The 26,182-nt window shown below is 64.4% G+C and carries 21 protein-coding genes; 3 read left to right on the top strand and 18 right to left on the bottom strand.

Going from position 1 to position 26,182, the window contains the following annotated elements; all coding sequences use genetic code 11:
* Nucleotides 1–239: 239 nt before the first annotated feature.
* The 5 genes from H7007_RS10700 to radA form a co-directional block, all read right to left on the bottom strand.
* A complete protein-coding gene (locus H7007_RS10700) occupies nucleotides 240–1,307 on the bottom strand; it encodes a PIN/TRAM domain-containing protein (RefSeq protein WP_287155258.1) in 1,068 nt (355 codons plus the stop codon).
* A 142-nt stretch (nucleotides 1,308–1,449) separates the two neighbouring features.
* On the bottom strand, nucleotides 1,450–1,935 hold the full coding sequence (locus H7007_RS10705) for a CarD family transcriptional regulator (RefSeq protein ID WP_287155259.1): 486 nt from the start codon (nucleotides 1,933–1,935) through the stop codon (nucleotides 1,450–1,452).
* 175 nt (nucleotides 1,936–2,110) lie between these two features.
* Nucleotides 2,111–2,506: a nucleoside triphosphate pyrophosphohydrolase family protein gene (locus tag H7007_RS10710; RefSeq protein WP_287155260.1), complete on the bottom strand. Its 396-nt coding sequence runs from the start codon at nucleotides 2,504–2,506 to the stop codon at nucleotides 2,111–2,113.
* 127 nt (nucleotides 2,507–2,633) lie between these two features.
* Nucleotides 2,634–3,707 (bottom strand): DNA integrity scanning diadenylate cyclase DisA, encoded by a 1,074-nt coding sequence (gene disA / locus H7007_RS10715; RefSeq protein ID WP_287155261.1) that lies wholly within the window; start codon nucleotides 3,705–3,707, stop codon nucleotides 2,634–2,636.
* A gap of 119 nt (nucleotides 3,708–3,826) precedes the next feature.
* Nucleotides 3,827–5,188 (bottom strand): DNA repair protein RadA, encoded by a 1,362-nt coding sequence (radA, locus tag H7007_RS10720; RefSeq protein WP_287155262.1) that lies wholly within the window; start codon nucleotides 5,186–5,188, stop codon nucleotides 3,827–3,829.
* Between the two features lie 585 nt (nucleotides 5,189–5,773).
* On the opposite strand from radA, the gene H7007_RS10725 reads away from it, so the two are divergent.
* Nucleotides 5,774–6,163, top strand: a complete 390-nt coding sequence (locus H7007_RS10725) for a hypothetical protein (protein ID WP_287155263.1) — start codon at nucleotides 5,774–5,776, stop codon at nucleotides 6,161–6,163.
* Between the two features lie 163 nt (nucleotides 6,164–6,326).
* Here the strand turns inward: H7007_RS10725 and H7007_RS10730 are convergent, their stop codons facing one another.
* The 3 genes from H7007_RS10730 to greA form a co-directional block, all read right to left on the bottom strand.
* Nucleotides 6,327–8,801 (bottom strand): ATP-dependent Clp protease ATP-binding subunit, encoded by a 2,475-nt coding sequence (locus tag H7007_RS10730; RefSeq protein WP_287155264.1) that lies wholly within the window; start codon nucleotides 8,799–8,801, stop codon nucleotides 6,327–6,329.
* Nucleotides 8,802–9,243: 442 nt separating this feature from the next.
* The gene (gene lysS / locus H7007_RS10735) at nucleotides 9,244–10,770 is read right to left on the bottom strand and encodes a lysine--tRNA ligase (RefSeq protein ID WP_350340645.1); all 1,527 of its coding nucleotides are present in this window, start codon (nucleotides 10,768–10,770) and stop codon (nucleotides 9,244–9,246) included.
* Entirely contained in the window at nucleotides 10,767–11,288 is a 522-nt protein-coding gene (gene greA, locus H7007_RS10740) for a transcription elongation factor GreA (protein WP_287155266.1), read from the bottom strand. Before greA ends, lysS begins: the two co-directional genes overlap by 4 nt.
* Before the next feature lie 722 nt (nucleotides 11,289–12,010).
* On the opposite strand from greA, the gene acs reads away from it, so the two are divergent.
* The gene (gene acs, locus H7007_RS10745) at nucleotides 12,011–14,101 is read left to right on the top strand and encodes an acetate--CoA ligase alpha subunit (protein WP_287155267.1); all 2,091 of its coding nucleotides are present in this window, start codon (nucleotides 12,011–12,013) and stop codon (nucleotides 14,099–14,101) included.
* A 5-nt stretch (nucleotides 14,102–14,106) separates the two neighbouring features.
* Nucleotides 14,107–15,189 (top strand): phosphotransacetylase family protein, encoded by a 1,083-nt coding sequence (locus H7007_RS10750; RefSeq protein WP_287155268.1) that lies wholly within the window; start codon nucleotides 14,107–14,109, stop codon nucleotides 15,187–15,189.
* A 449-nt stretch (nucleotides 15,190–15,638) separates the two neighbouring features.
* Here the strand turns inward: H7007_RS10750 and H7007_RS10755 are convergent, their stop codons facing one another.
* From H7007_RS10755 to H7007_RS10800, 10 genes are all read right to left on the bottom strand, one after another.
* On the bottom strand, nucleotides 15,639–16,565 hold the full coding sequence (locus tag H7007_RS10755; protein WP_287155269.1) for a murein hydrolase activator EnvC family protein: 927 nt from the start codon (nucleotides 16,563–16,565) through the stop codon (nucleotides 15,639–15,641).
* A 201-nt stretch (nucleotides 16,566–16,766) separates the two neighbouring features.
* Nucleotides 16,767–17,687, bottom strand: a complete 921-nt coding sequence (prmC, locus tag H7007_RS10760; RefSeq protein WP_287155270.1) for a peptide chain release factor N(5)-glutamine methyltransferase — start codon at nucleotides 17,685–17,687, stop codon at nucleotides 16,767–16,769.
* Entirely contained in the window at nucleotides 17,680–18,762 is a 1,083-nt protein-coding gene (gene prfA / locus H7007_RS10765) for a peptide chain release factor 1 (protein WP_287155271.1), read from the bottom strand. Before prfA ends, prmC begins: the two co-directional genes overlap by 8 nt.
* Complete coding sequence (locus H7007_RS10770) at nucleotides 18,740–19,699, bottom strand: DUF1385 domain-containing protein (RefSeq protein WP_287155272.1); 960 nt, start codon at nucleotides 19,697–19,699, stop codon at nucleotides 18,740–18,742. Before H7007_RS10770 ends, prfA begins: the two co-directional genes overlap by 23 nt.
* A gap of 33 nt (nucleotides 19,700–19,732) precedes the next feature.
* A complete protein-coding gene (rpmE, locus tag H7007_RS10775; protein ID WP_287155273.1) occupies nucleotides 19,733–19,975 on the bottom strand; it encodes a 50S ribosomal protein L31 in 243 nt (80 codons plus the stop codon).
* A gap of 536 nt (nucleotides 19,976–20,511) precedes the next feature.
* Nucleotides 20,512–21,777 carry a transcription termination factor Rho gene (rho, locus tag H7007_RS10780; RefSeq protein WP_350340646.1) on the bottom strand — a complete coding sequence of 422 codons (1,266 nt, stop codon included), beginning with the start codon at nucleotides 21,775–21,777 and terminating at the stop codon, nucleotides 20,512–20,514.
* A gap of 58 nt (nucleotides 21,778–21,835) precedes the next feature.
* A complete protein-coding gene (gene fsa / locus H7007_RS10785) occupies nucleotides 21,836–22,483 on the bottom strand; it encodes a fructose-6-phosphate aldolase (RefSeq protein ID WP_287155274.1) in 648 nt (215 codons plus the stop codon).
* 170 nt (nucleotides 22,484–22,653) lie between these two features.
* The gene (locus H7007_RS10790) at nucleotides 22,654–23,613 is read right to left on the bottom strand and encodes an ATP cone domain-containing protein (RefSeq protein ID WP_287155276.1); all 960 of its coding nucleotides are present in this window, start codon (nucleotides 23,611–23,613) and stop codon (nucleotides 22,654–22,656) included.
* Nucleotides 23,610–24,938, bottom strand: coding sequence for a 2,3-diphosphoglycerate synthetase (locus tag H7007_RS10795; RefSeq protein ID WP_287155277.1), 1,329 nt, complete (start codon nucleotides 24,936–24,938; stop codon nucleotides 23,610–23,612). Before H7007_RS10795 ends, H7007_RS10790 begins: the two co-directional genes overlap by 4 nt.
* 373 nt (nucleotides 24,939–25,311) lie before the next feature.
* The gene (locus tag H7007_RS10800) at nucleotides 25,312–26,142 is read right to left on the bottom strand and encodes a metallophosphoesterase family protein (RefSeq protein WP_287155278.1); all 831 of its coding nucleotides are present in this window, start codon (nucleotides 26,140–26,142) and stop codon (nucleotides 25,312–25,314) included.
* Nucleotides 26,143–26,182: the final 40 nt, after the last annotated feature.

Below are 26,182 nucleotides of genomic sequence, written 5' to 3' on the forward strand. Positions count from 1 at the left end.
TCCTTCCGCGCCATCCCGCCCGCTTCCCCTTTCTCGCCCCCGCCGGGCGGCGTGGAGCTCTCGCCGTGTCCCTCCGCATCCCCAGAGTCTTTCCGGCCGACCCTTGTCTCGTCCGCTTCCCGAGGGCCGGCCCGGCCCTTGCTTTTCGCCGGCATCGGCCCATATCCCAGCGAGGGCATCCGCTTTTCAAGTCCTCGGCCGCCCAGCCTCATCCCGTGCGCCTCCGGAACCTCCGGCCGTCAACCCTCGCGGTCGCTGAGGGAGGCGAAGATCATCCTCCCAGCCGCGGTCTGCAAGGTGCTGGTGACCACGGTCCGGACCTCCTTGCCGATATGCCTCTTTCCGCCCTCCACGACCACCATGGTCCCGTCGTCCAGGTAGCCCACCCCCTGTCCGGGTTCCTTTCCCTCCCTTATGAGGGTCAGGGTGAGGGTCTCCCCGGGAAGGACAACGGGCTTCAGGGAATTGGCCAGCTCGTTGACGTTGAGTACCCGCACACCCTGGAGTTCCGCGATCTTGTTGAGATTGAAATCGGTGGTCATGATGGGGAGGTTCAACGCCTTGGCCAGGGCAACCAGCTTGGCGTCCACGCCGGAGAGCTCGGGGAAATCCGCTTCCTCGATACGCACCTCCACGCGTTCCTGCCTCTGCAGGGCGTTCAGCACCTCCAGGCCCCTGCGCCCCCTGTTCCTCTTCAAGGGATCCTCGGAGTCGGCCACCGCCTGCAGCTCGTTGAGCACGAAGCGGGGGACCACCAGCTGCCCTTCCAGAAAGCCCGTCTGGCAGATGTCCGCGATACGGCCGTCGACGATGGCGCTGGTGTCCAGGATGCGGGCGGCCACCGGCTTCCTCTCCTCCTCCGCGGCTAGGGCATGGCGGGAGGGGCGGAACAGCGCGATCAGGTCGTCCTTCTTCTGGACGGCCACTATATAGCCTATGACCCCGCAGACCGCATAGAGGACGACCGCGAAAAGCCATCCGGGGTAGGAACGAAAGAGGATCATCGAGGGCAGAAAGGCGATCAGGAAGCCGGCAATGATGCCCACCGCGCCCATAAGAAGGTCGGTGCCCGGAATGTCCTGTATGGCCACCTCGAAGCGGTTGAGCAGTTTGGCGGTGTACCTTCCGGCGGCCCCTCCCAACACGAAGCCAAGCCCCACGCAGACGATTATGGATACGATAAAGCCGATGATAGAATAGGTGGGGTCCAGGTTCTGCAGGTAGGACCGCTCCATCAGCTCCCCGAGCTCGTAGCCCCCGATCCCTCCGATGACCATGAATATCAATCGGACGATCAGGACTACCATGAACCCAGTTCTCCCCTCCGGGGTGAGGCAACCCTCCTTTCCTCGTCTTTAAGTCGACGCCTCCCCCTCCCTCACCGGGTAAGAAGATCGATGATGAAAAACCGGATGAGGGCGTATTAAATGATAACACCCCGCCGCTCCCTCAGGAAGGCGAGGTGAAGACCTCCTCTATCATGCGCAGGGCTTCGTCGACCTCGACCTCCACCGCGTACATGAGCTCGCTGGCCAGTATCTCGCGGGCCTGATTGAGCATTCGCTTCTCACCGGAGGAAAGCCCCTTTTCCATATCCCTGACCGTGAGGTTGCGGACCACTTCGGCCACCTGGAAGATATCGCCGCTGCGCAGCTTGTCCCGGTTCTTCTTGTAGCGGTGATTCCAGTTGCTGGGCATGGGAGTGCATTCCGCACTCAGGACCTCGAACACCTTGTTCACTTCATCCCTGCTTATGACCTTCCGGAGGCCCACTTCCTCGGTGTTGTCCGCAGGCACCATAACCTTGAGGTTGCCCTGGCACATGCGGAGTACAAAATAGGTCCTTTTCTCCCCCTCCACCAGGGTCTCGGTAACCTCTTCGATGACGCCCGCTCCGTGCTGGGGATAAACGACCACGTCTCCTACCTTGAACATTCCTCTCACCTCTCCAGACATACCGAGTGGCCCAGCCCTTTCCATGCCTTGGTGACCTCGTGGAAACGGGGTGGCTCTCTTGGGGTCTGGACTCACGACGTTACGGTCAGGTACCTCATGCGCTGCATCTTCTGCCGTTGCACCCGGAAATCGGCCTCGCGGCCGGTCGCCGCACTCAGGTGAGGCTGTAGACTCCCAGGGTCCTTATTCGGTCGTTCTCCCTTTCCAGAACGTTCTTGAAATCCAGATCCAATAGGCAACAGATGGCCGCCAGGTAAAAAAGCGCGTTCCCCAGCTCGGTCTCGATGACGTCCGTGCAGTTGGGGCAGAGCTTTCCCTCTATGTGGCTCTTCACGTAGTCGGCCACATGGGAAAAACTTACATCTGCGGGCAGTTCCTGCTTGCTGGCTTCCACACGAAGGCAACCGCAGGAGGTGACCGTCTTGGCCAACGCCCGGTTCACCCTGGTGGCCGCGTCCTGAAGCTTGGTCATGACGTCAAGGATGCTTCGATTGCGTACCAGGTGCTCGGATACCGTCTTCTGAAACTCGGCGCAATCGGCTTCCCGCATCTGACGACCTCCGCTCTTATCACCTAAACAATTATAGGGGCGCGCTTTTGCAGGTGTCAAACGGAGCTAATTGTTAAATATTACCATAATAGGGAAATGGGCTTCAGGAATCACTTTCAGGCCAACGTCAGGCGTATCGCTCCACCAGGGAGGCCTCGGCGATGCGACGCAAACCGTCCTTCACGGCGTGGGCGCGCGCCCTCCCCACTCCTTCCACTCCCTCCAGCATCTTCTCGGAGGCCTGCATTATGCTCTGCAGGTCCCCGAAGTTCTTCACCAGCCTCTCCACCACCGAACTGGGCAGGCGTGGTATCCTCTCCAGGAGGCGGTAACCGCGAGGCCTGAGCTGCAGGTCCAGCTCGTCGTGCACGCCGGAATATCCCAGCGCCTGCGCCACGCTGGTCAGGTGCAGGAGTTCCTCCTCGCTCAACAGGCCCAGGCTGCGCTCCACGGCTTCCGCAGTCTTCCCGCCCTCCGGGCGGTAGTCGCGGATGACGTTCCTCTTCTCCCTCTCCACCCCGGTCATGAGCTCCTCGAGCTGGAGCTCTATCAACCGTCCCTCCCGCCCCAGCTCGGCAAGATAGACGCGTATCTCCTCGGCTATCCTCTGCATCATCTCCGCCCTCTGGAGCACGCTCACCACGTCCTGCAGGCTCACCAGGTCCTCGAACTCCAGGGCGCCCAGCGTGGCGGAGACCTGGTCCAGGCGCGACTTGTATTTCTCCAGGGTCTGCAGCGCCTGATTGGCCTTGCTGATGAGTACGCGCACGGGAAGCACCACGTGGCTCCACTCGCCCTTGTACATGGTAACTCTTTCCATACGCTCGGAGACCGCGATGACCAGCTTGTCCGTCTGCCTTGCCACCCTCTCCGCCGTGCGGTGGCGGGTCCCGCTCTCCGAGGTGGGAATGGAGGGGTCGGGAACGAGATGGACATTGGCGAAACGGATGCGGCTCAGGTCCTCGTCCAGGATGACCGCCCCGTCCATCTTGGCTACTTGGTATAAACTGGCAGCGCTGAACTCGCAGTCGATGCGCACCCCGCCGTTGACCACCTGCATGACCTTCTCGTCGTCTCCCACCACGACGAGTGCCCCGAGGTGGGAGGCGATGATGCGCCCCAGCGCCTCCCGGAGCTCGGTGCCCGGGGCGATCAAGCGCAGCAGATGGAGGAAATCTCGGTCCTTCCTGTAACCTTCCATGTTCTCCTCTTCGAAAGAGGCTTCATGCCGCCGGATTTACCAAAATCTTTATATCACACCGCAGGAATGGTGAAAAATTGGCACCCGTCCCTGGCCGCAAGGCGGAGAGCGGCACCGGCTCAACGGTCCGCCGCGTATATCCCCAAGCGGGCCAAGGCCCCTTTCACGTCGTCCACCTCGAGGATATCCATGTCCAGGCGGCTTGTCCGCGCCCGTGACCTGGCGGAAAGGACCGCGGTGGAGAATCCAAGACGTGAAGCCTCCCTCAATCTCTCCTCCATCCTGGAGACGGGTCGGACCTCGCCCGTCAGGCTCACCTCTCCCACCAGAACCGTCCCCGGCGGCAGGGCCCTGTCCCGCCGGGAGGAAGCCACCGCGGCGCAGACGGCCAGGTCGAGCGCGGGCTCCAGGATATGCAGTCCGCCGGATATGCCCACGTAGACGTCCCTGTCGTCCAGCTTTATCCTCCCCTTCCTCTCCAGTACCGCGACGTCTATGGCCAAGCGCCGGTGGTCGATGCCCGTGGACACCCTCTTGGGGGCGGGGAGCCTGGAGGGGACCACAAGGGCCTGCACCTCGACCACCAGGGGGCGCCGGCCCTCCATGACCACCGCGGTCGCCGTCCCGGAAACCGGCTGGGGGCGCCGGTCCAGAAAATGGCGCGAGGGGTCCTCCACTTCCCGGAGCCCGCCGTCGGTCATCTCGAAGATGCCCACCTCGCTCACGGAACCGAAGCGGTTCTTCACCGCGCGCAGGACGCGCAGGGAATCGAAGCGCTCCCCCTCGAAGTAGAGCACGCAGTCCACCATGTGTTCCACCAGGCGGGGCCCGGCGAGGAGGCCTTCCTTGGTGACGTGTCCCACCAGAAAGACCGCCGACCCGCTGTCCTTGGCCAGCCCCTGAAAACGGAGGACGCATTCCCGCATCTGGTTCACCCCACCCGGGGCGGAATCCATCTCCGGGCAGCGCACCGTCTGCAGGGAATCCACGATCATCACCCGGGGCTCAAGCTCCCGGGCGGCCTCTTCAACCCTTTCCAGGTCCGTCTCGCACAGGAGGTAGAGGTCGGGATGGAGGCAGCCGATGCGCCGGGCGCGGGAAGCGATCTGGGCGGCGGATTCCTCCCCGCTGACCATGAGGACCTTCGCCCCGCCCTCGCTCAGCGCATACGCCGCCTGTAGGAGCAGGGTGGATTTGCCTATGCCGGGCTCGCCCCCCAGAAGCACGAGGGAACCGGGGACCACCCCGCCCCCGAGCACCCTGTCCAGTTCCGGAATACCCACCTGCAGGCGGGGAGCCTCGCCGCCAAGCTCCACCATGCGCAACGGCCGGGAGACTGCAAGCGTGGTACGCCGGCCGGGAGGTTCCCGGCTCTCCCTGGACATGGTCCCGAAGTTCCCGCAGGCCGGGCAGCGACCCAGCCACTGCGCCGAGCTCTCCCCGCATTCCGTGCAGACGTAAAACGCCCTTTCGGCTCCCATGCCCACCTCCCTCGCGCGACGACCCTCACAAGACTCCGCCCAGGCGCTCCCCGCACCGTCCTCCCGTGAGAAGGACCAGAAGCCTTGACCTCCAGCGTATCCGACACGGCCACCGCTACCCGCATTATAGGGTCCACCGGTGTCAAGCCGGGGAGTCCGCGGAAATCCGGGAACGAACAGGCGTCATGGCCTATACCCGACAGTGCAGCGAGGCGGAGCTCCGGCATTGTGGTCACCCGTCCCCCCAGCCGATGCCGCGCTGTGGCTCACAGGCCACGTCCTCACCCTCCGCCCGCCGCACGAGAGGGTGTAGGACGGCCCTCTGAACCGCTCTCTCCGGAGCACCGGTCCCGCACTCTTGCCGAACGAGGGAGCGATGCCTCGGGCACCGGCAACGGGGCGCGAGAGGCGGCGACGCCGGACTTCGATCCGCAGCGGCCTCGACCGGCAGGCACATGAAGGGTATGTTGAGATCCCTGGGGCGTGCTCCGGAGGGCTCAGGCAGGCGCAGCGGCGCGACGGCAGCGCGAACTGTTGTAATATCCCTGGTGATGTTCATGACGCGGGGGAAGGAGTAGGAAACGGGTGATGTTCATGAGGACGGGGAAGAAGACGGGATCCGCCGAACAGAGCAGGAGATCCGCGGTCATCGCCCTCCTTTCCGCCTTCGTACTCCTCAACCTGCGGGTGGCCGCTTACCACCTGGCGACCGAGGGCTGGAAGTCCGGCCTGGCCGAGATGGCTGTCTCTCTTTGGGTTATGCTCATGACCTACCTGGCCTGGGAGAGCCGCCGCCGGAGATCCTCGCCCTCCTGGCGCCGCCCCCACATGGCGGCGCGCGGTTGGCTGGCCCTCTTATCCGCAGTTTACCTGGCCTTGGGCCTCTATCATTTCACCCACCAGGGCGTCCGGTCGGGAACGGTGGAAACTGTGGCTTTCCTGCTGCTCCTCATCCTGTGCCTGGCGCTGGGCTGACCACGCTCCGGAGGCCCGCGGTGGCCTGAAGATAAAGGCGCGGCTTTGAACCCGGCTCCCGGCGGCGGCCGCCACGACCTTCCCCGCACGTATCGCGGCAAGGTAAAGGGCCGGAGCCCGCACAGGCACGGTGCGCGCGGGGTCCGGCCCCGCCGTCTCCAGCTCATGTGAGCTGCACTATGTCCGCTCCGCTCTCCGGGGCCTGCACCTTCTCGAAGGTGATCCGTCCCTCCCCGTCCGTGCCCACCAGGATGGTGGAGCCGGGCAGAAATTCCTTGGCCAGTATCTTCTCCGAGAGCGGGTCCTCGATGAGTTTCTGGATGGCCCGGCGCAGGGGCCTGGCCCCGTACACGGGGTCGTAACCCTCCTTGACCAGGACTTCCTTGGCGTCCTCGGAGAGGATGAGCTCCATGTCCTGTTCCGCCAGCTGGTCCTTGACCCGCTTCATGAGCAGATCCACGATCTGCTTGATCTGCTCGTGGGAGAGCTCGTGGAAGACTATCACGTCGTCGATGCGGTTGAGCAACTCGGGGCGGAAGGTCCTCTTCAGCTCCGAGAGCACCCGCTCCTTCATCTTCTCGTAGTCCAGCCCTCCCTCCTTCTTGGCCGTGAAGCCCAGGGGTGTGCCCTTGCTAATGTCCCTGGCCCCCAGGTTGGAGGTCATGATGACGATGGTGTTGCGGAAGTCCACCTTGTGCCCCTGGGAGTCGGTCAGCCGCCCGTCCTCCAGGATCTGGAGGAGCATGTTGAAGGCGTCGGGATGGGCCTTCTCTATCTCGTCCAGGAGAACCACGCTGAAGGGCTTGCGGCGTACGGCCTCCGTCAGCTGCCCTCCCTCCTCGTAGCCCACGTAACCGGGCGGGGAACCCACCAGGCGGGACACGGCGTGTTTCTCCATGTACTCGGACATGTCGATCTGGATGAGGGCCGACTCGTCGCCGAAGAGGAACTCGGCCAGTGCGCGGGCCAGCTCCGTTTTCCCCACCCCGGAGGGACCCAGGAAGATGAAGGAGCCGCTGGGCCTCTTGGGGTCCTTGAGGCCGGAGCGCGCCCGGCGTATGGAACGCGATACCGCCTTCACCGCCTCGTCCTGCCCCACGATGCGCTTGTGCAGCTCCTCCTCCATGCGCAGGAGCTTGCTGCTCTCCTCCTCGGTGAGCTGGCTCACCGGGATCCCCGTCCAGGAGGAGAGGATGTCCGCTATGTCGTCCTCGGTGACCTGGAGCTGGTGCGAGCCGAGGGGCAGCTTCCAGTCCTCCTCCAGCTGCTCCATCTCCTTGAGAATCTCTTTCTCTCGGTCCCGTAATCCGGCCGCCTTCTCGAACTCCTGAGCGGCTATGGCCGCCTGCTTCTCCTGGCGGACCTTCTGCAGCTTCTCCTCCAGCTCCCGGAAGTCGGGAGGAGCGGTCATGGCCCTGATGCGCAGGCGCGAGGCCGCCTCGTCGATGAGGTCTATGGCCTTGTCCGGCAGGAAGCGGTCGGTTATGTAGCGGCTTGCCAGTCTGGCCGCGGCCACCAGGGCCCCGTCGGTGATGGCCACCCGGTGATGGGCCTCGTAACGGTCGCGGAGCCCCTTGAGGATCTCGATGGTCTGTTCCACGGTGGGCTCCTCCACCAGGATGGGCTGGAAGCGCCGCTCCAGGGCGGCGTCCTTCTCCAGATGTTTGCGGTATTCGTCCAGGGTGGTGGCACCGATGGTCTGGAGCTCCCCACGGGCCAGGGCGGGCTTGAGGATGGAGGCGGCGTCTATGGCCCCCTCCGCGGCGCCCGCTCCCACCAGGTTGTGCAGCTCGTCGATGAAGAGGATGATGTCTCCCCGGCTGCGGATCTCCTTCACCACCTTCTTCAGGCGCTCCTCGAAGTCGCCGCGGTAGCGGGACCCGGCCACCAGGGCTCCCAGGTCCAGGGTGTAGAGCTGCTTACCGGCCAGGATCTGGGGCACCTCGTTGTTGACGATCTTCTGGGCGAACCCTTCCACCACCGCCGTCTTGCCCACTCCCGGCTCCCCGATGAGCACCGGGTTGTTCTTGGTACGGCGGGAGAGGACCTGCATGACCCTCTCTATCTCCTTCTCCCGGCCGATGACCGGGTCCAGCTTGTTCTGCATGGCCAGCTGGGTGAGGTTGCGGCCGAACTGGTCCAGCAAGAGGTTGCCCTGAGGAGCCGGCTCCCCCACCTGGGTCGTCTCTCGAGAAGCGGCGGAGGCGCCGGTCAGGAGCTGGACCACCTGATTGCGCACCCGGTCGAGGTCGGCTCCCAGCTTGGTGAGCACCTGGGCGGCCACTCCCTCGCCCTCCCGGATGAGGCCCAGCAGGATGTGCTCCGTGCCTATGTAGTTGTGGCCCAGCTGCAGGGCTTCACGCAGGGAGAGTTCGAGGACCTTCTTGGCGCGTGGGGTGAAGGGGATATGGCCTGTGGGCGCCGTGCTGCCCCGCCCGATGATCTCCTCCACCTGATTGCGGACCGCCTCCAGGCTGATGCCCATGGACTCCAGGGCCTTGGCGGCCACGCCCTCGCCTTCCTGTATCAGGCCCAGGAGCAGATGCTCCGTGCCTATATAGTTATGGTTGAGCATGCGGGCTTCTTCCTGGGCCAGGACAACCACCCGCCTCGCTCGGTCCGAGAACCTTTGAAACACTTTTTATCCCTCCACGTCAGGTCGTTTTCATCCTTAATTATCACACCTTTTATATCCTTTTCAAAGACGCTTCGCCATGGCGTCGGTCATGTCCTTTTCCCGCCTCCAGTATCCGCCGAAGAGCCTTTTCCGGTTCAAGAATCGGCCCCTCACACGACGGCCTTGACCCCGGAAAAGGAGGCCCCGCGGGCCGGACGGACGGACTTCGCCGCAGGACGGGTACCCCGGGGTCCGGAACGGCGCCCTCAAGGCCCGCAAGCCGAAGACGGACTGGACACCGGGTAGGCCATGTGAGCGGTCGGAGAAGAGAGGCTGGAGAGGGCGAGGAGGGCCCGATCCAAAAGCGAGAGTCCCTGCGCCCCGGGAGGGGACCTCTCCGGGGTCGGGGCGGGAGCGTACCATACCCGATGCCGAACGGGGCCGCGTGCGGCGCCCGAAGGGATCACACGGGACGCAGGTGGGGAAAGAGGATGACCTCCCGGATGGAATGGGAGTCGGTGAGCAGCATGACCAGCCTGTCAATGCCCAACCCCAGGCCTCCGGCGGGGGGCATGCCGTATTCCATGGCCCGCAGGTAATCGTAGTCCACCAGGTGCGCCTCCTCGTCGCCGCGTTCCCTCCGCCTGGCCTGCTCCTCGAAACGTTCCCGCTGATCAAGGGGGTCGATGAGCTCCGAGAAGGCATTGGCGATCTCCCTACCCGCGGCTATGAGCTCGAACCTCTCGGTGAGGAAGGGGTCGGAGCGGTGGGCGCGGGCCAGGGGCGAGACCTCGCGGGGGTAATCCATGACCAGGGTCGGCTCCCAGAGGTGGGGCTCCACCAGTTTCTCGAAGAGCTCCGTGGCTGTCTTGCCCGGACCCCATCCCTCCTCGAGGGGAACCTCGTGGACTTCTGCCAGCTTTTTCCATCTGTCCGGCGGCGTGGCGGAATCGACCTCCTCTCCCACCGCCCGGGAGACGGCCTCCAGGAGCGTCAGCCTCCGCCACGGCGGGGTGAAGTCGATCTCCCTCCCCTGGTAGGTGAACTTCAGGTCGCCCATGACGCGCCCCACCACCTCGGAGAGCATCTCCTCCAGGAAGGCCGCCAGGTCTAGGTAATCCACGAAGGCCCAGTAGAACTCGAGCATGGTGAACTCCGGGTTGTGCTTGTAAGAGATGCCCTCGTTGCGGAAGTTGCGGTTGATCTCGTAGACCTTCTCCAGGCCTCCCACCAGGCACCTCTTGAGGAACAACTCCGGGGCTATGCGCAGGTAAAGCTCCTCCCCGAGAGCGTGGTGGTAGGTGACAAAGGGACGGGCTGCGGCACCGCCCGGAATCAGATGCAGCATGGGGGTCTCCACTTCCAGAAAACCCCTCTCGTCGAGGAACCGGCGTATCTCCCCGATGGTCCTGACCCGGACCTGCAGCTTGCGCTTCACCTCCGGGTTCACCAGGAGGTCCAGGTACCTCTGTCGGTAGCGGAGCTCCACGTCCTTCAAGCCGTGCCACTTCTCGGGCAGGGGCCGGAGGCTCTTGGACAGCAGGCGGAATTCCTCCACCCTTACCGTGAGCTCGCCGCGGCGCGAACGGAAGACCGTGCCCTCCGCGCCTACCCAATCCCCGATATCCAGCTCCTGGAAAAGCCGGTACCCCTCCTCGCCCAGGGAATCCACGGAGGCCATGAGCTGGATCCTGCCCCATCCGTCCTCCAGGTCGGCGAAGGAGGCTTTGCCGTGGCGGCGCAGGGCCATGAGCCTGCCGGCCAGTGCCGTGCGGTAGTCGCTCGCTTCACCATTTTCCAGATATTGGTACTCTTCGTGAAGCTCCGCCGTGGTGTCGCGTCGCGTGTATCTCCAGGCGTAGGGCTCGATGCCCCTGGCCCTCCATTCCTCGAGCTTCTGCAGGCGCCTTATGACCTGTTCGCTCTCGTTGCGGAACGCGGGGGGAATGGCGAGGTCATCCGGGTGGTTCATCTCTTCGGACACGGTCATCTTTCGATGCGCAGGATGCGGTACTGGATGACTCCGGAGGGGACCTGCACGTCCACCACCTCCCCCGACCTGCGGCCCAGGATGGCCTTTCCCACCGGCGACTGGTCGGACAGGCAGCCCTGCCCCCCACGGGCCTCGGCGGCGCTCACCAGACGGAACCTCATCTCCTCGCCCCTCTGGACGTCCTCCAGGTAAACGGTGGAACCCAGGGTGACCTCACTGAGGTCTATCTCCTCCTCCCGGATGACGCGCGCGTTGTTCAGGATGCGCTCTATCTCCATTATGCGGCCCTGGACGAAGGCCTGCTCGTGCTTGGCGTCCTCGTACTCCGAGTTCTCCATGATGTCACCGAAGGACCTGGCCTGCTCGATGCGCTTGGCGACCTCCCAGCGCTTGACGTTCTTCAGGTAGTCCAGCTCCTCTTGGAGCCTCTTCAGGCCCTCTTCGGTGAGGACTATGTCGTCCTCCCTCTCCTCACGGTACTCGCCCGGTACGGTGGGCCTAAAATCGTCCTGCACGGCTGTTCATCTCCATTCGCGGCGAACTGACAGGAACAACGGAATGTAATTATAGGACAGCCCCGGAGGGGCAGTCAAAAAGAGGGAAGACGATACCTGGTGAGGGACTTCCTCAAGGTCCTATCGGGTGGGTAAGTACGGCGTGTTGAGTGTTTTTTTCGGGATTGCCGCCTCCTCCTCTTGGACAGCGACGCTCCCAGGTAGATCATGGAGAGACAACCCTCTCTTCCCGCAGATCCGTCCATTATATCAGGATGACATGCGGTCTCTCCTTCTCTTTCAAACCCTTAAGCGCCTAAACGTTGCGGTGGGACATGTTCAACGTACGGCCTCCGGCTTCCTGCCCTTCAACCGCCTCCCGGCAAAGAGGACGGGCTCTCTCCCGACTTCCCCCGCTCGGGAAAGCGCCGGCGAAACGGGCCGTCCTCACGAAAGGTCGTCGGGTTCTCCCGCTCCAAGGCAAGCGCGGAAAAGCGGCACGCACACGGAGGGCGTAAGGATCGTCGCCCGGCGGGATGACCGACCGCCGCTCGGGGCAAGCCGTGGAGCTAACCCGCCTGCTAACATATTCTTCCAATCATCGGCCGTGCAAGGAACGGTAGGGTTGGAGGAGAAAACGGGGAAGCGGCGGATATAATAAAAGAGCTCCCGGAGGAGGGGACGGAAAACCCCATTCCCCCGGCAAGGCGGAGGGCAAGGATCTGAATGGAAAGGGGCATGAGGTGGAGGCCTTTTTCCGGCCCCGGTCGGTGGCGGTCGTGGGGGCCTCGGAGAAACCGGGGAAGGTGGGGCGGGTGGTCCTGGAGAACATCCTGCGCTCCGGCTTTCCCGGCAGGGTGTACCCCGTGAACCCCAATCACGACACCGTGCTCGACCTCACCTGCTACGCGAGCGTCTCCGACCTGCCGGAGGCCCCGGACCTCGCGGTGATCATCGTCCCCGCTCCACTGGTGCGCGGGGTGCTCGAGGAATGCGGGACCCGCGGCGTCCCGGCGGCGGTGATCATCACCGCGGGGTTCAAGGAATCGGGGCGCGAGGGCTACCGCAGGGAGATCGAGCTTCGCGAGACGGCCCGGCGGTACGGCATCCGGGTGCTGGGGCCCAACTGCTTGGGACTGGCGGACACATCCACCCCCCTGAACGCCACCTTCGCCACCCGCGCGCCACTCCCGGGGAACGTGGCCTTCATGTCCCAGTCCGGCGCCCTGTGCACCGCCGTCCTGGGGTGGTCGGAGGAGAATCACCTGGGCTTCTCGCGGTTCATCAGCCTGGGCAACAAGATGGACGTCGACGAGAGCGACGTGCTGGAGGAACTGGAAAAAGACGCCAACACCTCGGTGATCGCCGCCTACCTCGAGGGGGTCCAGGACGGGGAGCGCTTCCTGGAGGCTGCGGCCCGCGTCGGGAGGAGCAAGCCGGTCATCGTCCTCAAGGCCGGCGTGACCCAGGCCGGCGCGCGCGCCGTCTCCTCGCACACCGGCACACTGGCGGGCTCGGAGAAGGCCTACAACGCCGCCTTCCGCAGGTGCGGCGCCCTGCGCGCGGAGACGGTGGAGGACCTCTTCATGCTCTGCAGGGGCTTCTCCACCCAGCCGCCCCCGCGAGGCCCCCGGGTGGGGGTGATCACCAACGCCGGCGGGCCGGGCATCATCGCCTCCGACGCCCTGGAGCGGAGCGGCCTGGTGCTGGCCTCCCTCTCCGAGGAGACGACCGCCGCCCTGCGCTCCGGCCTTCCCGAGGCGGCCAGCGTATACAATCCCGTCGACGTCCTCGGCGACGCGGGCCCCGAACGCTATCGCCTGGCGGTGAGCAGGGTCCTCCCCGACCCCGGCGTGGATGCGCTCCTGGTCATCCTGACCCCACAGGCCATGACCGAGGTGGAGGAGACGGCGCGGGCGGTCGCGGAGGAGGCGCGCGGCGCGGAGAAGACGGTTTTCACCGTGTTCATGGGGGGTGCTGAGTCCGCATGCGCCGAGGAGATACTCCGGGAGGCCGGCATCCCCAATTTCCAGTTTCCGGAAGAGGCGGTGAGGACCCTCAGGGCCATGCGGGAATACACCGAATACCTCTCCCGGCCGCACCGCACCATAGTGCGCTTCGACGTGGAGCGGGGGAAGGTCCGCGAGACCTTCGACTCCGTCCTGGCCCAGGGGCGCAAGGAGCTGGTGGAGGTGGAGGCCAGGGAGGTGCTGGCCGCCTACGGTCTGCCGGTGGCCCGTACACTACTGGCCACCAACCTGGAGGAGTGCATCCGCGCCGCCAGGGAGATCGGTTACCCGGTGGTGGTGAAGATAGCCTCGCCCCTCATCCTGCACAAGACCGAAGTGGGAGGCGTGGTGGTGGGCATACGCGACACCGACGAGCTGATCAACGCCTACGAGGCGGTGACCTCCGCGGCGCGCAAGTTCGTGCCCGAAACCTCCATATGGGGGGTCTTGGTCCAGGAGATGCTGCCCCCCTCGAGGGAGCTGATCGTGGGCATGAGCCGTGACGCCCAGTTCGGGCCCCTGCTCATGATCGGGCTGGGGGGCATCTACGTGGAGGTGCTCGGGGACGTGAGCTTCCGCCTGGCGCCGGTGAGCGAGGAGGAGGCTCTGGAGATGCTCCGCGAGCTCAAGAGCTACGGCCTCCTCAAGGGCGCCCGGGGGGAGAGGGCGGCGGACATAGACGCCGTGGTGGAGAGCATCCTGCGCATCAGCCAGCTGGTCACGGACTTCCCGGAGATCGCCGAGATGGATATAAACCCCCTGCGCGTGCTGGAGGAAGGCAAAGGCTGCCTGGCCGCGGACGCCAGGATAGTACTCAAGGAGTGAGCGAGATGGTTTACCTCTACCTGACCTCGCAACAGGGCCTCGCCGGGCTGCACACCCTGTGCATAGGGCTGGGGATGCGCTTCCGCGAGGACGGCTTCAAGGTGGGATACCTCAAGCCCCTGGGCAACCGCTACCACCAGGAGGAGGGGAAGGTTACGGACGAGGACGCAGCCTTCATGCGGCGCACCCTGGAACTCGAGGAGGAACTCTCGGACATCTGCCCCGTGGTGCTCACCCCCAAGCTGGTCAACGAGAGCCTCAAGGACGGCGCCGGCGACCTTCTGGCGCGGGTCAGAGAGGCCCTTTCCCGCGTGGAGAGGGGAAAGGACCTGGTTCTCCTGCAGGGCGCCTACACCTCCCAGCAGGGAAGGATGCTGGGCATCTCCGCCTTCGAGCTGGTCCCCGCCCTCGGCGCCAAGGTCGTCCTCGTGGAACGCTTCAACGACGCCTACCTGGCCGACAACGTCCTCCTGGCGCGCGACCGCTTCGGGGAAGCCCTGCTGGGGGTGATCTACAACATGGTGCCCGCCAACCGGGAGAGCCTCGTGCGCGAGCTCCTGGTGCCCTACCTGGAAAGGCACGGCATACCGGTCCTGGGCGCCCTCCCCCACGAGAGACACCTGGCCTCCATAAACGTGGCCGACCTGGCAAGGCTCCTGGGCGGGAAGATGCTCTGCGGCGAGGAACGCGGCGGCGCGATGGTGGAGGACCTTGTGGTGGGAGCCATGAGCCAGGAGCACGCCCTCTCCGTCTTCCGCAAACGGCGCAACTTCTGCGTGGTCACCGGCGGGGACCGCAGCGACATCCAGCTCGCGGCCATGGAGGCCGGGGCAAGTTGCCTCATCCTGACAGGTAACCTGTATCCTTCCAGCATAATCCTGGGCAAAGCCGAGGAAATGGCCATGCCCGTCATCCTGGTGAGCGAGGACACCTTCACCACCGCGGAGCGGGCGGAGATGATCATCCGCAGCGCCCGCACCCACGAGGAGAGCAAGCTGCAGGTGCTCCGCCGGCTGGTCCGGGAGCACGTGGACCTGGAACGCCTTTACGTTCTGGCCGGATTGATGGCGAGCGGTTCCGGAGTTTGAGAGGGCGTCCGCAAAGGTAACACGCCCTGCCTTCACGGCATCCTAAGCGGCAGGCGACAATGGATCTCCCCACGTCATGCCCGCCATATTATGGCGTACAATCCCGGCCTTCGCGAAGAGGCCAGCAAGCATCCCAAAATGGACCACGAGCGCGGCAACGGCATGCGGCATCTGCTCGACGGCCGGGGCGCCGCTCATAACGCACCGGTGACGGACCCGACAGGCATTGTTTTCCAGGCCCCGGAAAAAGTTGTTTATAAGCCAGCATGCCGTACTAACATGCGGTATTCAGAGGCTGACGACCACAGGGAACGGACTGGGGCCGACAAGGCCCACAAAGCTCAGATGCCCGAATACGAGTCGAGAACCCGATTCTTGCCCCTCCACATCTTACCTGGATAAGGGACGTCCTCTTCGCCGTTGGTGTTACCCGCAGCCGAAAGTCGCAGTCAGCGGTCGATGGCCACCAGTAGGGGATAGGGGTTGACCGGGCCCCCGTGGTTCGGGTGCCACTCGAAGTGTAGGTGGGGACAGCCGCGGGCGTTCCCTGTGTCCCCCACGTAACCGATGACCTGGCCGGCGGCCACGCGGCCGGAGGCGGCGAAACCCTGCAGGTGCATGTAATAGTAGAGATGGCCGTTGTCCCCGTGGAGGGCGATGTATAGGCCGGCGTTCCCGCCCCGCCTCTGCTCGACCACCCCGCTGGTTATGGCCACGCAGGGTGTCCCGTAAGCGGCCATGATGTCGCAGCCCTTGTGCGTGCGACCCACGGAGCGCGGGGCTCCCCAGTCGTTGACGTAGCTGTGGGGACCGGCCACCGGGAAATAGAGCCCGTTCACCGGGCCCACGTTCCAGGTCCCGCCACCGCCTCCGGCCGCTCCCCGATACCGCGAGCTGAGCAGGGCGGCCACCTCCCGGTCCAGCCCGGCCAGGATGGCCTTCTGCTCGTTGAGCTTGCTCTGGATGGAGGCGCGTTTGACCTGCAGGTCCCGGTAATAGGCCTGGTACTGCGCCCTTGCCTCTTCCAATTCCGCCCTTCTTTCCCGTATCTCGCTCACCAGGGAACGGGTGGCGGCGATGGCCTCGGCGTCGTGGTTGCCTATGCGGGACATGAAATCGTAGGAATGGACGAAGGTGTCGAAGTCCTCGCATTCCAGCAGCACGTCGAGGGCGGTGGCGTTCCCCTCCTTATACATGGCGACAATGCGGTTGGAAAGGATTTCCTTCCAGCGCTTCAGCTCGGCCTCGGCCGCCGAGAGCTGCGCTTGGTTGGCCTGTATCCTGGTTTCCAGTGAGGCTATCTTGGACTGCGTCTGGCTGAGCTCCGAGGTCAGCCGGTTCAGCTCCGCCTGCAGGGCGTTGAGCTGTCTTTCCACCGCCTTGGCCTGCTCCTTCTTTTCGCTTATGCTGTCCGCGGCGGCGGGAGGAAGCCGCAGGCCCATAAGGAGGCAGGGGAACAAAAGGGCCAATGAAAGGCGCTGGATCGTCCTTCCAACACGCCCGGACGCGCTCAAGACCTCACCTCCGTTTACCTGTTTCTTCCGCTGCCGGGCGTTTTCCTCCCGGACCCTATTATTCTAGGTAAAGCCGTCTCGGGGGGTCAAACGAGCCTCCACCATGCGGGGTCGCCCGTTGAGGTCCTCGTGGACCCTCACCTCAACGTAACCCATATCCCGGGCCACTACGGCCAGCTCGCCCATCTGGTCCTCGCCGCCCTCCATGAGCAGCCATCCTCCGGGCGTCAGCCAGGACAACGCTTCCCTGAGGATCCTCAGGTGCACCTCCGTTCCCCGGGGTCCGGCCACCAGGGCGGAGCGCGGCTCGTGTTCTCTGACCTCCGGTGGCAGGGACTGAAAATCCCCCTCCCGGACATAAGGCGGATTACTCACCACGAGGTCCACTGTCCCCCTCATATCCTCAGGAAGCGCTGAGAGGCAGTCCCCGAGGTGAAAGCGCACCACTCCCTCCATGCCCAGGCGGCGCGCGTTTTCCAGGGCCACCGAAAGGGCGCGGGGGTCGAGGTCCGTGGCGTGGACCACGGCTGCCGGGCACTCCCGGGCCAGGGAGAGGGCGATACACCCGCTTCCCGTCCCCACATCCACCACCAGCGGATGCCCGCCTGTCCCCCGGAGGAGGGCCAGGGCCCTCTCCACCAACATCTCCGTCTCCGGACGGGGGATGAGCACCCTCGGGTCCACGGAAAGCTCCAGGTAGCGGAAGAACGCCGTGCCGGTGATGTACTGCAACGGCTCGCGCCGGGACCTGCGCGCCACGGCGCCCACGAAGGACCGCCTTTCCTCCTCGCGCAACGTCCTCTCCGGGTAGGCATACAGTTCCACGCGCGAGCGTCCCGTGCAGTGGGAGAGGAGCCTCTCCGCGTTGAGGCGGGGTTTGGGAACGCCGCTGCGTTCCAGGAAGCGCTCCGCCCAGGTGAGCAGCGCCACGACCTCCGCGGCCGGGCGGGTCCATGCGTTTCCGCCTCTCACTCCCTCACTCACCGCTCCCCAACTCCGCCAGCTTCTCCGCCCGGTCGGCGGCGGCCAGGGCCTCGATAAGCTCGTCCAGGTCCCCGTCCAGCACCTCCTCCAGGCGGTAGAGGGTCAGGCCTATGCGATGGTCGGTGACCCTACCCTGGGGAAAATTGTAAGTACGTATGCGCTCCGAACGATCCCCCGTCCCCACCTGGGAGCGACGTTCTTCAGCCTGCTCCCTCTGCTGCCTTTCCTGTTCCATGCGCAGCAGGCGGGCGCGGAGGATGCGCATGGCCTTCTCCCTGTTCTGCAGCTGACTCTTCTCGTCCTGGCAGGTGACCACCACCCGGGTGGGCAGGTGGGTTATGCGTACTGCGGAATCGGTGGTGTTCACCGACTGACCACCGGGACCGGTGGAGCGGAAGACGTCGATGCGCAGGTCGGCGGGGTCTATCTCCACCTCTACCTCCTCCGCCTCCGGGAGCACGGCCACGGTGGCCGTGGAGGTGTGGATGCGCCCGCCTGACTCGGTGACCGGGATGCGCTGCACGCGGTGTACGCCCGACTCGAACTTCAACCTGCTGTAGGCTCCCTGTCCGCGCACGGAGAAGATGACCTCCTTGAACCCGCCCAGCTCCGAGGGGCTGGAGGAAAGCGGCTCCGTCGTCCAGCCCTGCCGGTCGGCGTAGCGGGTGTACATGCGGTAGAGATCTCCGGCGAAGAGGCTGGCCTCCTCGCCGCCCGCTCCGGCGCGGATCTCCATGATGACGTCCTTCCGATCCCTTGGGTCCACGGGGAGCAGCAGGACCTTCATCCTCTCCTCCAGCTCCCGGGCACGCCCTTCCGCCTCCCGCAGGGAGTCGCGCAGGAACTCCTGCATCTCGGGCTCCTTTTCCTCCCTCAGGAGATCGCGGGCCTCGGCGGCCTCCTGCAGGCAGCGACGGTACTCGCGCAGGAGGGTGACCACCTCGGCAAGCTCGGCATGGCTGCGCGCAAGCTCCGCGTACCGCTTTCGGTCGCAGTACACCTCCGGCTGCGACAGCTGTTCTTCCAGTTCCTGGTAAGTCTTTTCCAGGTTCTCAAGCCTTTCCAGGAAGGTCATCGCTCTCCCCTTGCGGCGAACTCTCCCTCTCCAGGAGCACTTTCAAGGCGGCGAGTGCCACTTCCGCCTGCTCCCGCTCCGGACGCCGGGTGGTCAGCCTCTGCAGGGCCAGGCCCGGAGCCACCAGCGGCGCGAGCCAGGGAGAAGGGTTCCTCTCCGCATACCTCATTATCTCATAGGAGATGCCGGCTATGAGCGGGATGGCCGCCACCCTCTCCAGGATGCGTATCCAGAGGTCGGGCCGGCCCAGGAGGGAATAGACCACCACGGTGAACACCAGGACCAGCAGTACGAAGGAGGTGCCGCAGCGAAGGTGGTCGGTGCCCTCGCGGAGGGCGAACTCGGGCTCCAGCGGATAACCGTGTTCCAGGAGGTGGATGGACTGGTGTTCGGCGCCGTGGTACTGGAAGACGCGGCGCATGTCCCGTGAAAGGGAGACCAGCAGGAGGTAGAGGACGAAGAAGGCCACCCGCATACCGCCTTCCAGGAGATTCCAGGCCCATGCCGGACTGCCGGGGCCCAGGATGCGGGGAGCCAGCCAGGTGGGCAGGGCGACGAAGACCCCAACGGCGATGGCCACGGCCAGCAGGAAAGAGGCCGCCTTCTGGAGCGTTCCCAGAGCGCTTCCTTCCTTGCCCTCCTCATCCAGGGCCAGATCGGCGGAGATGGAAAGGGCCCTCCAGCCCAGGACCAGGCTCTCGACGAGGACGAAGACCCCTCTCACCAGGGGCCGGTCCCAGGAAGGGTGCCGAACCAGGAAGGAACGCAGCGCCTCCGCCTGGGAATGTATGGAACCGTCAGGTCGGCGAACGGCCAGTGACCAGCAACGGCTTCCCCGGAACATCACGCCCTCGATGAGGGCCTGGCCGCCGATGCGTGGGGTCTCCCTGCCGGAGTAGGTCTCTCCGCAGGGATGCGCGGAGGGTTCGTCCTTCATCTCAACGGGGGCGAGAGGCGGATGTGGAGGGGCCTATCCCTCCACTTTCTCCGCTCCCTTCTTCTTCCGCTGCGGTCTGGCCTTCCCGTAACGCCGCTCGAAGCGTTCCACGCGCCCCCCGGTGTCCACCAGCTTCTGCTTCCCGGAATAGAAGGGGTGGCACTGGGAGCATATCTCCACCCGCAGAACGGGCTTGGTGGAGCGGGTCTTGAAGGTGTTCCCGCAGGAACAGGTCACCGTGGCCTCCACGTACTCGGGATGTATTCCTTTCTTCATCCTTCACGTCCTCCCTTATCGCTCACGACCCATAAAGTATAGCAACGCTCGCCGCCCTTGAACAGGAGAGGCCCGACAGGTCAGTTCCGGGGGTCTCCTCGACGCTCGGCACGGCCGCCAGAGGAGGGGCGCCCCTTCGCCGCTTCCCCGCCGAGGCGCACACGCCGGCCCTCTCGACCCGCGAGCCCGCGATTTTCCGTGACCCCTGTCCCTCCATGTCAGGCGTACCGCTGCGCCGGTGGGATGGGATGCCCCCATCGTCCAAGCCCGGGTGGCGTCTCGAGGCCTGTTTTTTTCCTCTGGCCCGGCAAGGCTACAGGCATGCCGGCGATTCACGACGGGACTAGGAAAACTGGCCTGGCCTCGCCCCGGCAGCAGGCCTCATTTCCCGCCGCCCCGCCCCGATCCCCGGAAAAGGGCGCAAAAACTCCCTTACCCCTTAACTGAGGCCTGCGCCTCTCTTCCCCTCGGGGAAGATCCGGGATCGGTCTCGGAGTGCAAGGCCGGCGTGGACCGGCTGCCTCCGCCTCCGGAACTCAGGAGATGGGCGACCTGGCTATCTCGTTCAGGAACTCCTGGTTGTTCCTGGTGCTGCGTATCTTGTCGATGAGCAGCTCAATGGCCGCGCTGGGGTCCAGGGCATGCAGGACGCGCCGGAGCTTCCAGACCACCTGAGCCTCTTCCGGTTCCATGATCAGCTCTTCCTTGCGGGTCCCGGACTTGTCTATCTCGATGGCCGGGAAGATGCGCTTGTCGGCCAGCTTGCGGTCCAGGTGCAGCTCCATGTTCCCGGTGCCCTTGAATTCCTCGAAGATGACCTCGTCCATGCGGGAACCGGTCTCCACCAGGGCGGTGGCTATGATGGTGAGACTGCCTCCGTCCTCGATGTTGCGCGCCGCTCCGAAGAACCGCTTGGGCGGGTAGAGGGCCGTGGAGTCCACGCCGCCGGAGAGTATCCTTCCGCTGGTGGGCGTGGCCAGGTTGTAGGCCCTCGCCAGGCGGGTGATGCTGTCCAGGAGGATGACCACGTCGTGGTTGTGCTCCACCAGCCGCTTGGCCCTCTCCAGCACCAGCTCCGCCACCTGGATGTGGTTGTCAGAGGGCTGGTCGAAGGTGGAGCTGATGACCTCCCCCTTCACCGAGCGCTCCATGTCCGTGACCTCCTCGGGGCGCTCGTCCACCAGCAGCACGATGAGCTTCACCTCCGGATTGTTGTGGGTGATGCTGTTGGCGATCTGCTTGAGTATGGTGGTCTTGCCCGCCTTGGGAGGGGAGACGATGAGCCCTCTCTGGCCCTTGCCGATGGGGGCTATGAGGTCGATGATGCGCGGAGCCACCTCCCCGTTGGGGGTCTCCAGTCGGAGCCTCTCCAAGGGGAAGAGCGGCGTCAGTTGCTCGAACTGTTTGCGCTCGCGGCAGACCTCGGGGTTGTCCCCGTTGACCTTCTCGATGCGCAGGAGGGCGTTGTATTTCTCGCTGTCCTTGGGAGGCCTGACCTGCCCCTGGATCTCGTCGCCCCTCTTCAAGTGGAAGCGCCTGATCTGCGAGAGGGAGACGTATATGTCGTCCTCGCTCGGCAGATAACCCCTGGTGCGCAGGAACCCGTATCCCTCGGGAAGGATGTCCAGGATGCCCGTACGGATGAAAAGGCCTTCCTCCTCCACCCGGCGGCTCAGGATGCTCTCGATGAGTTCCTGCTTGCGCATGCCGGTGATGCCGGTCATGCCCATCTCCCGGGCCATGCTCTGCAGGTCCGCCAGGAGCATGGACTCCAGCTTGGCTCTGTCCAGTGTCTGTTCCACTTTCTCACCTCCTTTTCATTGGGATGGCAGCGCCGGAAAGCGCCGACTCTCGCAACTCTCAGAGATCTCTGATCTTCTCATAATCTTCCAGAAATTTCTTGATCCCGATATCCGTCAGCGGGTGTTGCACCATCTTGACCATCACCTCGTAGGGGATGGTGGCGATGTGCGCCCCTGCCCGCGCCGCCTGGACCACGTGCATGGGATGACGCAGGCTGGCGGCGATGACCTGCGTGGGGATGTCGTAGGTGTCGAAGATGTCCACGATCTCCTCCACTACTGCCATCCCGTTGTTGCCCACGTCGTCAAGACGCCCTACGAAAGGGCTTACGAACGTGGCACCCGCGGCGGCGGCCAGAAGAGCCTGGTTGGCGGAAAAGACCAGGGTCACGTTGGTCTTGATCCCCTCCTTGGATAGTCGGCTTACCGCCGCCAGCCCTTGAGGGGTCATGGGGATCTTGACGTTGATGTTCTCGGCGATGGAGGCCAGTTCCCGAGCCTCCCTTATCATCCCCTCCGTGTCCATGCTGACGGCTTCCGCGCTCACGGGTCCGGAGACGATTCTGGTAATCTCTTCCAAAATCTCCCGCATGCCGCGTCCCTCCCTGGAGACCAGGGAAGGATTGGTGGTCACCCCGGAGAGCACCCCCCACTCGTTGATCTCTCGGATGTGCTCCACGTTGGCCGTATCCAGGAACAGCTTCATCTCCTACCTCCGATCGCCACGACAGGTGCTCGCGTCCCTGTCCAGCCCGTATCGTCCACCGTCCGCAGGAAAGCCGGCTCCGCCACAGCGCACAACCCCGCTTTCCTGCCCGCTTTTCATGCCCGCCTCAGGACACCATGTCCCAGCCGGGATCGCCGAAGGCACGCCTCTTACGTGGGGTTGCCCGCCTCCACCAGCAGCTTCTCCCTGCGGGCCATATCGTAGGCGGCGTTGATGATATATTCCACCACCTCGGAGACGGTGGTATCGAGGTCCACGCACTCCACGGTCCTCACCCCGGTTATCTCGGACATGTAAAGTATGTAATCCTGGATCTTCCTGATGTTCTCGAAATACTTGATATAGCGCATGAACGGGCGTGTGCCCTGGGTCTCCACCCCTCTCACGTAAAGGTGATCCCGGTGCATCTTCTCGTCGGACACCTTTATCACCAACGGGACTATGAAAGCCTCCGGGAACTGCTCCGGCGCGATGAAGCCGGGCACGATGTGCGCCCCTTCGATGATGATATGCGTCCCCTCGTTGAGGGCCCTCTTGATGATGGCCCTCACCCCCACCAGGACGGAGAGGCTCTGCTCGCGAAAACCGGCCACCACGGGGTCCACATGCGGCGGCAAGGGGTGGATGAGGGCCGTATCAGCATCGAAGGAGGAGGTGTGGATGGTGGGCATCAGCTCCCGGGAGAAGAAGGCCCGCATGACCTCCCGGATGGCATCGGTGGACACGATGCGTACGATGCTCAGGCGGTTGGCGATCATGGTGGCGATGGTGGATTTTCCCACTCCCGTCGAGCCGCCGATGAGCACCACCAGCGGCTTGTTCAGGCTGCTGAAGCTGATATACCGGGAATAGTTCTCCGCGTATTTCTTCCCCGCCCTCTTGAGGAGGGTCTCATAGATGATGTTGCGGAGCTCCCGGGCCTTTACCTCCAGCCTTCCCTCCCTGACGAGGAGCTCCTCGATCTCCGCGGCCACGAGATACGCCGTGCCGGGCGCCAGGCCGGAGGACATGATGGCGTTGGCGGTCAGCCCCTTGGAAAAAGGCACCCGGTGGTTCTCGTCGTCGAGGATGGTTATCCTCTTGGCGTTCTTTTCCTCTTTCTCCTTCATGTCCTCTCCAGCACCCTATCCCACACTGCCCGGAAGAAGCCCTCCAGGCTCTCCCCCGGGACTGCAGGCACAGGTAGATTGTGGAAGTAGACCACTTCCCTCCCCGTCTCCCCGGCATGCCTGGCTACTGTGTCCACGGCGGCGGCCTTGAGCTCGGTCAGGAAGAGCTCGGCGCCATCCGCTTCCTCCAAATCCCGCCTCAGCGACCGCCGGTCGGCGAGGTTGAAACTCGTCCCCACCACTTGGCAACCCGTCTCCTTCTCCAGGTACTCCCTAAGCACTGCTCCGGCTTCGGGAGGAGCGGTCACAACAAGGAACACCCTCTTTCCGTCGATGGGTTTCAAGGGATGAGGCCTGAAAACCGTCTCTATGGTTAATACGCCGTCCTTTATACGCTTTATCCTTTCGCGCAGCGATGACACGCGGCGGGGATCTGCGAAAGGTTCCTCAGCCATTGTAATTACAACCCCGTCGGAAATCAAGATACGGTACGGGCCCAGGTATTCGAGAGAATCCCTCGGATCCTGGGCGGCGCTGATCACGCAGATGGCGCCCTGCGTCTCCACGGGAGGGATACTCGAGCCGCTGCCCTCCATGACCACCGCGTCCACCGCCAGGCTCTCCGCCAGCCTGGCTGCCTCCGCGCAGTTGGTGATGAAGGGCTGGCCGGCCATCCCGCCTCCGCAGCGGCGTGAACCTATGGTGGTCATTCCGGTCACCATGGCATCCTCGTAATGATCCGAGGCGGCGTGGAGCCCCTTGGAAAGCTCCCTCAGAAGGTAGGGCCCATCGACCTCCTCCCCTCTCACCAGGTACGGCTCCGGAGGACCGCCCCGACCCATGGCCACCACAACCGGCCGGTAACCCCACCGCCTCAGGCAGCGAGCCAGCTCCGCCGACACCGCCGTCTTGCCGCACCGTTTCCCGGTGCCTATGACGGCGCAGGAGGGTTTGGTGAGCACCTTCTCCCGGCGGGGAGGACGGAACTCGAAGTCCGCCCCGCGGTATGAGGCCCCGTGGGCCAGGGCCACCGAAGCCAGGGCCATCCTGGTCCCCGAATCCACCACCGGAAGGTCGCTGAGGTCCACCACCACCTCCGGGCGCAGCCTCTCCAGGCTCGCGGCCAGCTCCAGGATAAGGTCGCCGGGCACCACAAGTTCCCAGAGCGGCGAGGAGAGGGCGCCTAGGTCGGTCACCTTCTCCGTCCCGCCCAGGAAGAAGAGTCCCACCGGGAGCAGGCCCGCCATCTCCTCCAGCTCGCGCACGGCGTCCAGGATCGCGGAGGGATGGTGTTCGCCGTCCACCAGGAAAAGGGCTCGACTCATATATCTCACCTTACATCCCGCCGACGACCGGGCAGCCACCCCCGGGTCCTACAGGCCCAACGAACCGGGAGGGCTTGCCGTATTAGCCGCCGACGAACGGGCTAAGGAAACCGCTCGTGCTCTCGAGTCCGATAGAGAAGAGCGCCATCCACGCGCACGGGTCGGTTCAGAGATGCTGACCTTTCCCCACCCGCTTTACTTCGAGACGTCAGGCACCGAACGGACGGCGATCCCCGACTACGACCTCGTCGACGACCGCCAGGGTGCGGGAACCGGGTACCACCGGTGGCCTCTCGCCTCACGAATTATACCCTCTGCGGATCCGCGCTCAAGCGGGAGAACAACTGGCGGCTCGCCTGCATGCCCCCAGGCCTCAGATGTCCGTACTGATTATCTCCCGCACCACTCCGGACAGTTCCCGTTGCGTCTCTCCCGCCCCGGCCCCGAACCGGGCGATGACGTCGCTACCCCCGAAGGGGTATTTACGCAGTACCCGAACGTCGTCCTCGCGGATTTCGATAAGGTTATAGCAGGGCTTGGTGTGGCCCCGCAAGCGCAGCGAGGATATGGTCCCCGCGTTGACCAGGTACATGTCCTCCAGCCTCCACACGTAAGGTACGTGCTTGTGGCCTGTGAGCACCAGGTCCACCCCGGCGTAGATAAGCAGCTCGAGTATGTCCCCGGCATCATAGACGATGTTCCGTTCCCTCCCGGTTCCCGGCACGGGCAGGAGGTGGTGGTGCAGGGCGAAGATCTTGAACCCGTCCGTGGATTGGAAATTATTGACAATCCATCCGTATTTCTCGCGCCCGATCTTGCCGTCGTCCAGGTCGGGCTCGCTGGAGTCCACTCCCATGATGAACACGCCCTCGTACTCCAGGCAGCGGAACAGGGGGCCAAAGAGTTCCTGGAAATGGAGGTAGCCCACGTTGCGGGAGTCATGGTTCCCGGGAACTATGACGATGTTCTCGCACTCCAGGTTGTCCAGATAGGACTTGGCGGTCAGGTACTCCTGCCGGAAACCCTCATTGGTGAGGTCCCCGGTCACCACCACTATATCCGGGCGGAGTTCGTTCAGTTCGTGAATGGTGCGGTTCATGAGGTTGGCCACGAAATGGTAGGACCCGATGTGGAAATCGGATATGTGGGCCACCACCACCGGCGATTTCTTAACCGGATAGGTCTTGGATGACACCCTCGACACTTCCCGAATTTACTCCCGGCCGCCCGCTTGGCATATGCCG

It is taken from the genome of Candidatus Solincola tengchongensis (assembly GCF_015711935.1).
Lineage (GTDB): Bacteria > Actinomycetota > Geothermincolia > Geothermincolales > RBG-13-55-18 > Solincola_A > Solincola_A tengchongensis.

Bases quoted from the DNA above. Each gene is read 5' to 3' on its own strand.
- fsa (WP_287155274.1), bottom strand. From the start codon at position 22,483: ATGAAGCTGTTCCTGGATACGGCCAACGTGGAGCACATCCGAGAGATC.
- lysS (WP_350340645.1), bottom strand. From the start codon at position 10,770: ATGACCGTGTCCGAAGAGATGAACCACCCGGATGACCTCGCCATTCCC.
- H7007_RS10705 (WP_287155259.1), bottom strand. From the start codon at position 1,935: ATGTTCAAGGTAGGAGACGTGGTCGTTTATCCCCAGCACGGAGCGGGC.
- disA (WP_287155261.1), bottom strand. From the start codon at position 3,707: ATGGAAGGTTACAGGAAGGACCGAGATTTCCTCCATCTGCTGCGCTTG.
- H7007_RS10770 (WP_287155272.1), bottom strand. From the start codon at position 19,699: ATGAAGGACGAACCCTCCGCGCATCCCTGCGGAGAGACCTACTCCGGC.
- rpmE (WP_287155273.1), bottom strand. From the start codon at position 19,975: ATGAAGAAAGGAATACATCCCGAGTACGTGGAGGCCACGGTGACCTGT.
- H7007_RS10795 (WP_287155277.1), bottom strand. From the start codon at position 24,938: ATGAGTCGAGCCCTTTTCCTGGTGGACGGCGAACACCATCCCTCCGCG.
- H7007_RS10700 (WP_287155258.1), bottom strand. From the start codon at position 1,307: ATGGTAGTCCTGATCGTCCGATTGATATTCATGGTCATCGGAGGGATC.
- prfA (WP_287155271.1), bottom strand. From the start codon at position 18,762: ATGACCTTCCTGGAAAGGCTTGAGAACCTGGAAAAGACTTACCAGGAA.
- H7007_RS10790 (WP_287155276.1), bottom strand. From the start codon at position 23,613: ATGAAGGAGAAAGAGGAAAAGAACGCCAAGAGGATAACCATCCTCGAC.
- H7007_RS10710 (WP_287155260.1), bottom strand. From the start codon at position 2,506: ATGCGGGAAGCCGATTGCGCCGAGTTTCAGAAGACGGTATCCGAGCAC.
- H7007_RS10750 (WP_287155268.1), top strand. From the start codon at position 14,107: ATGGTTTACCTCTACCTGACCTCGCAACAGGGCCTCGCCGGGCTGCAC.
- radA (WP_287155262.1), bottom strand. From the start codon at position 5,188: ATGGGAGCCGAAAGGGCGTTTTACGTCTGCACGGAATGCGGGGAGAGC.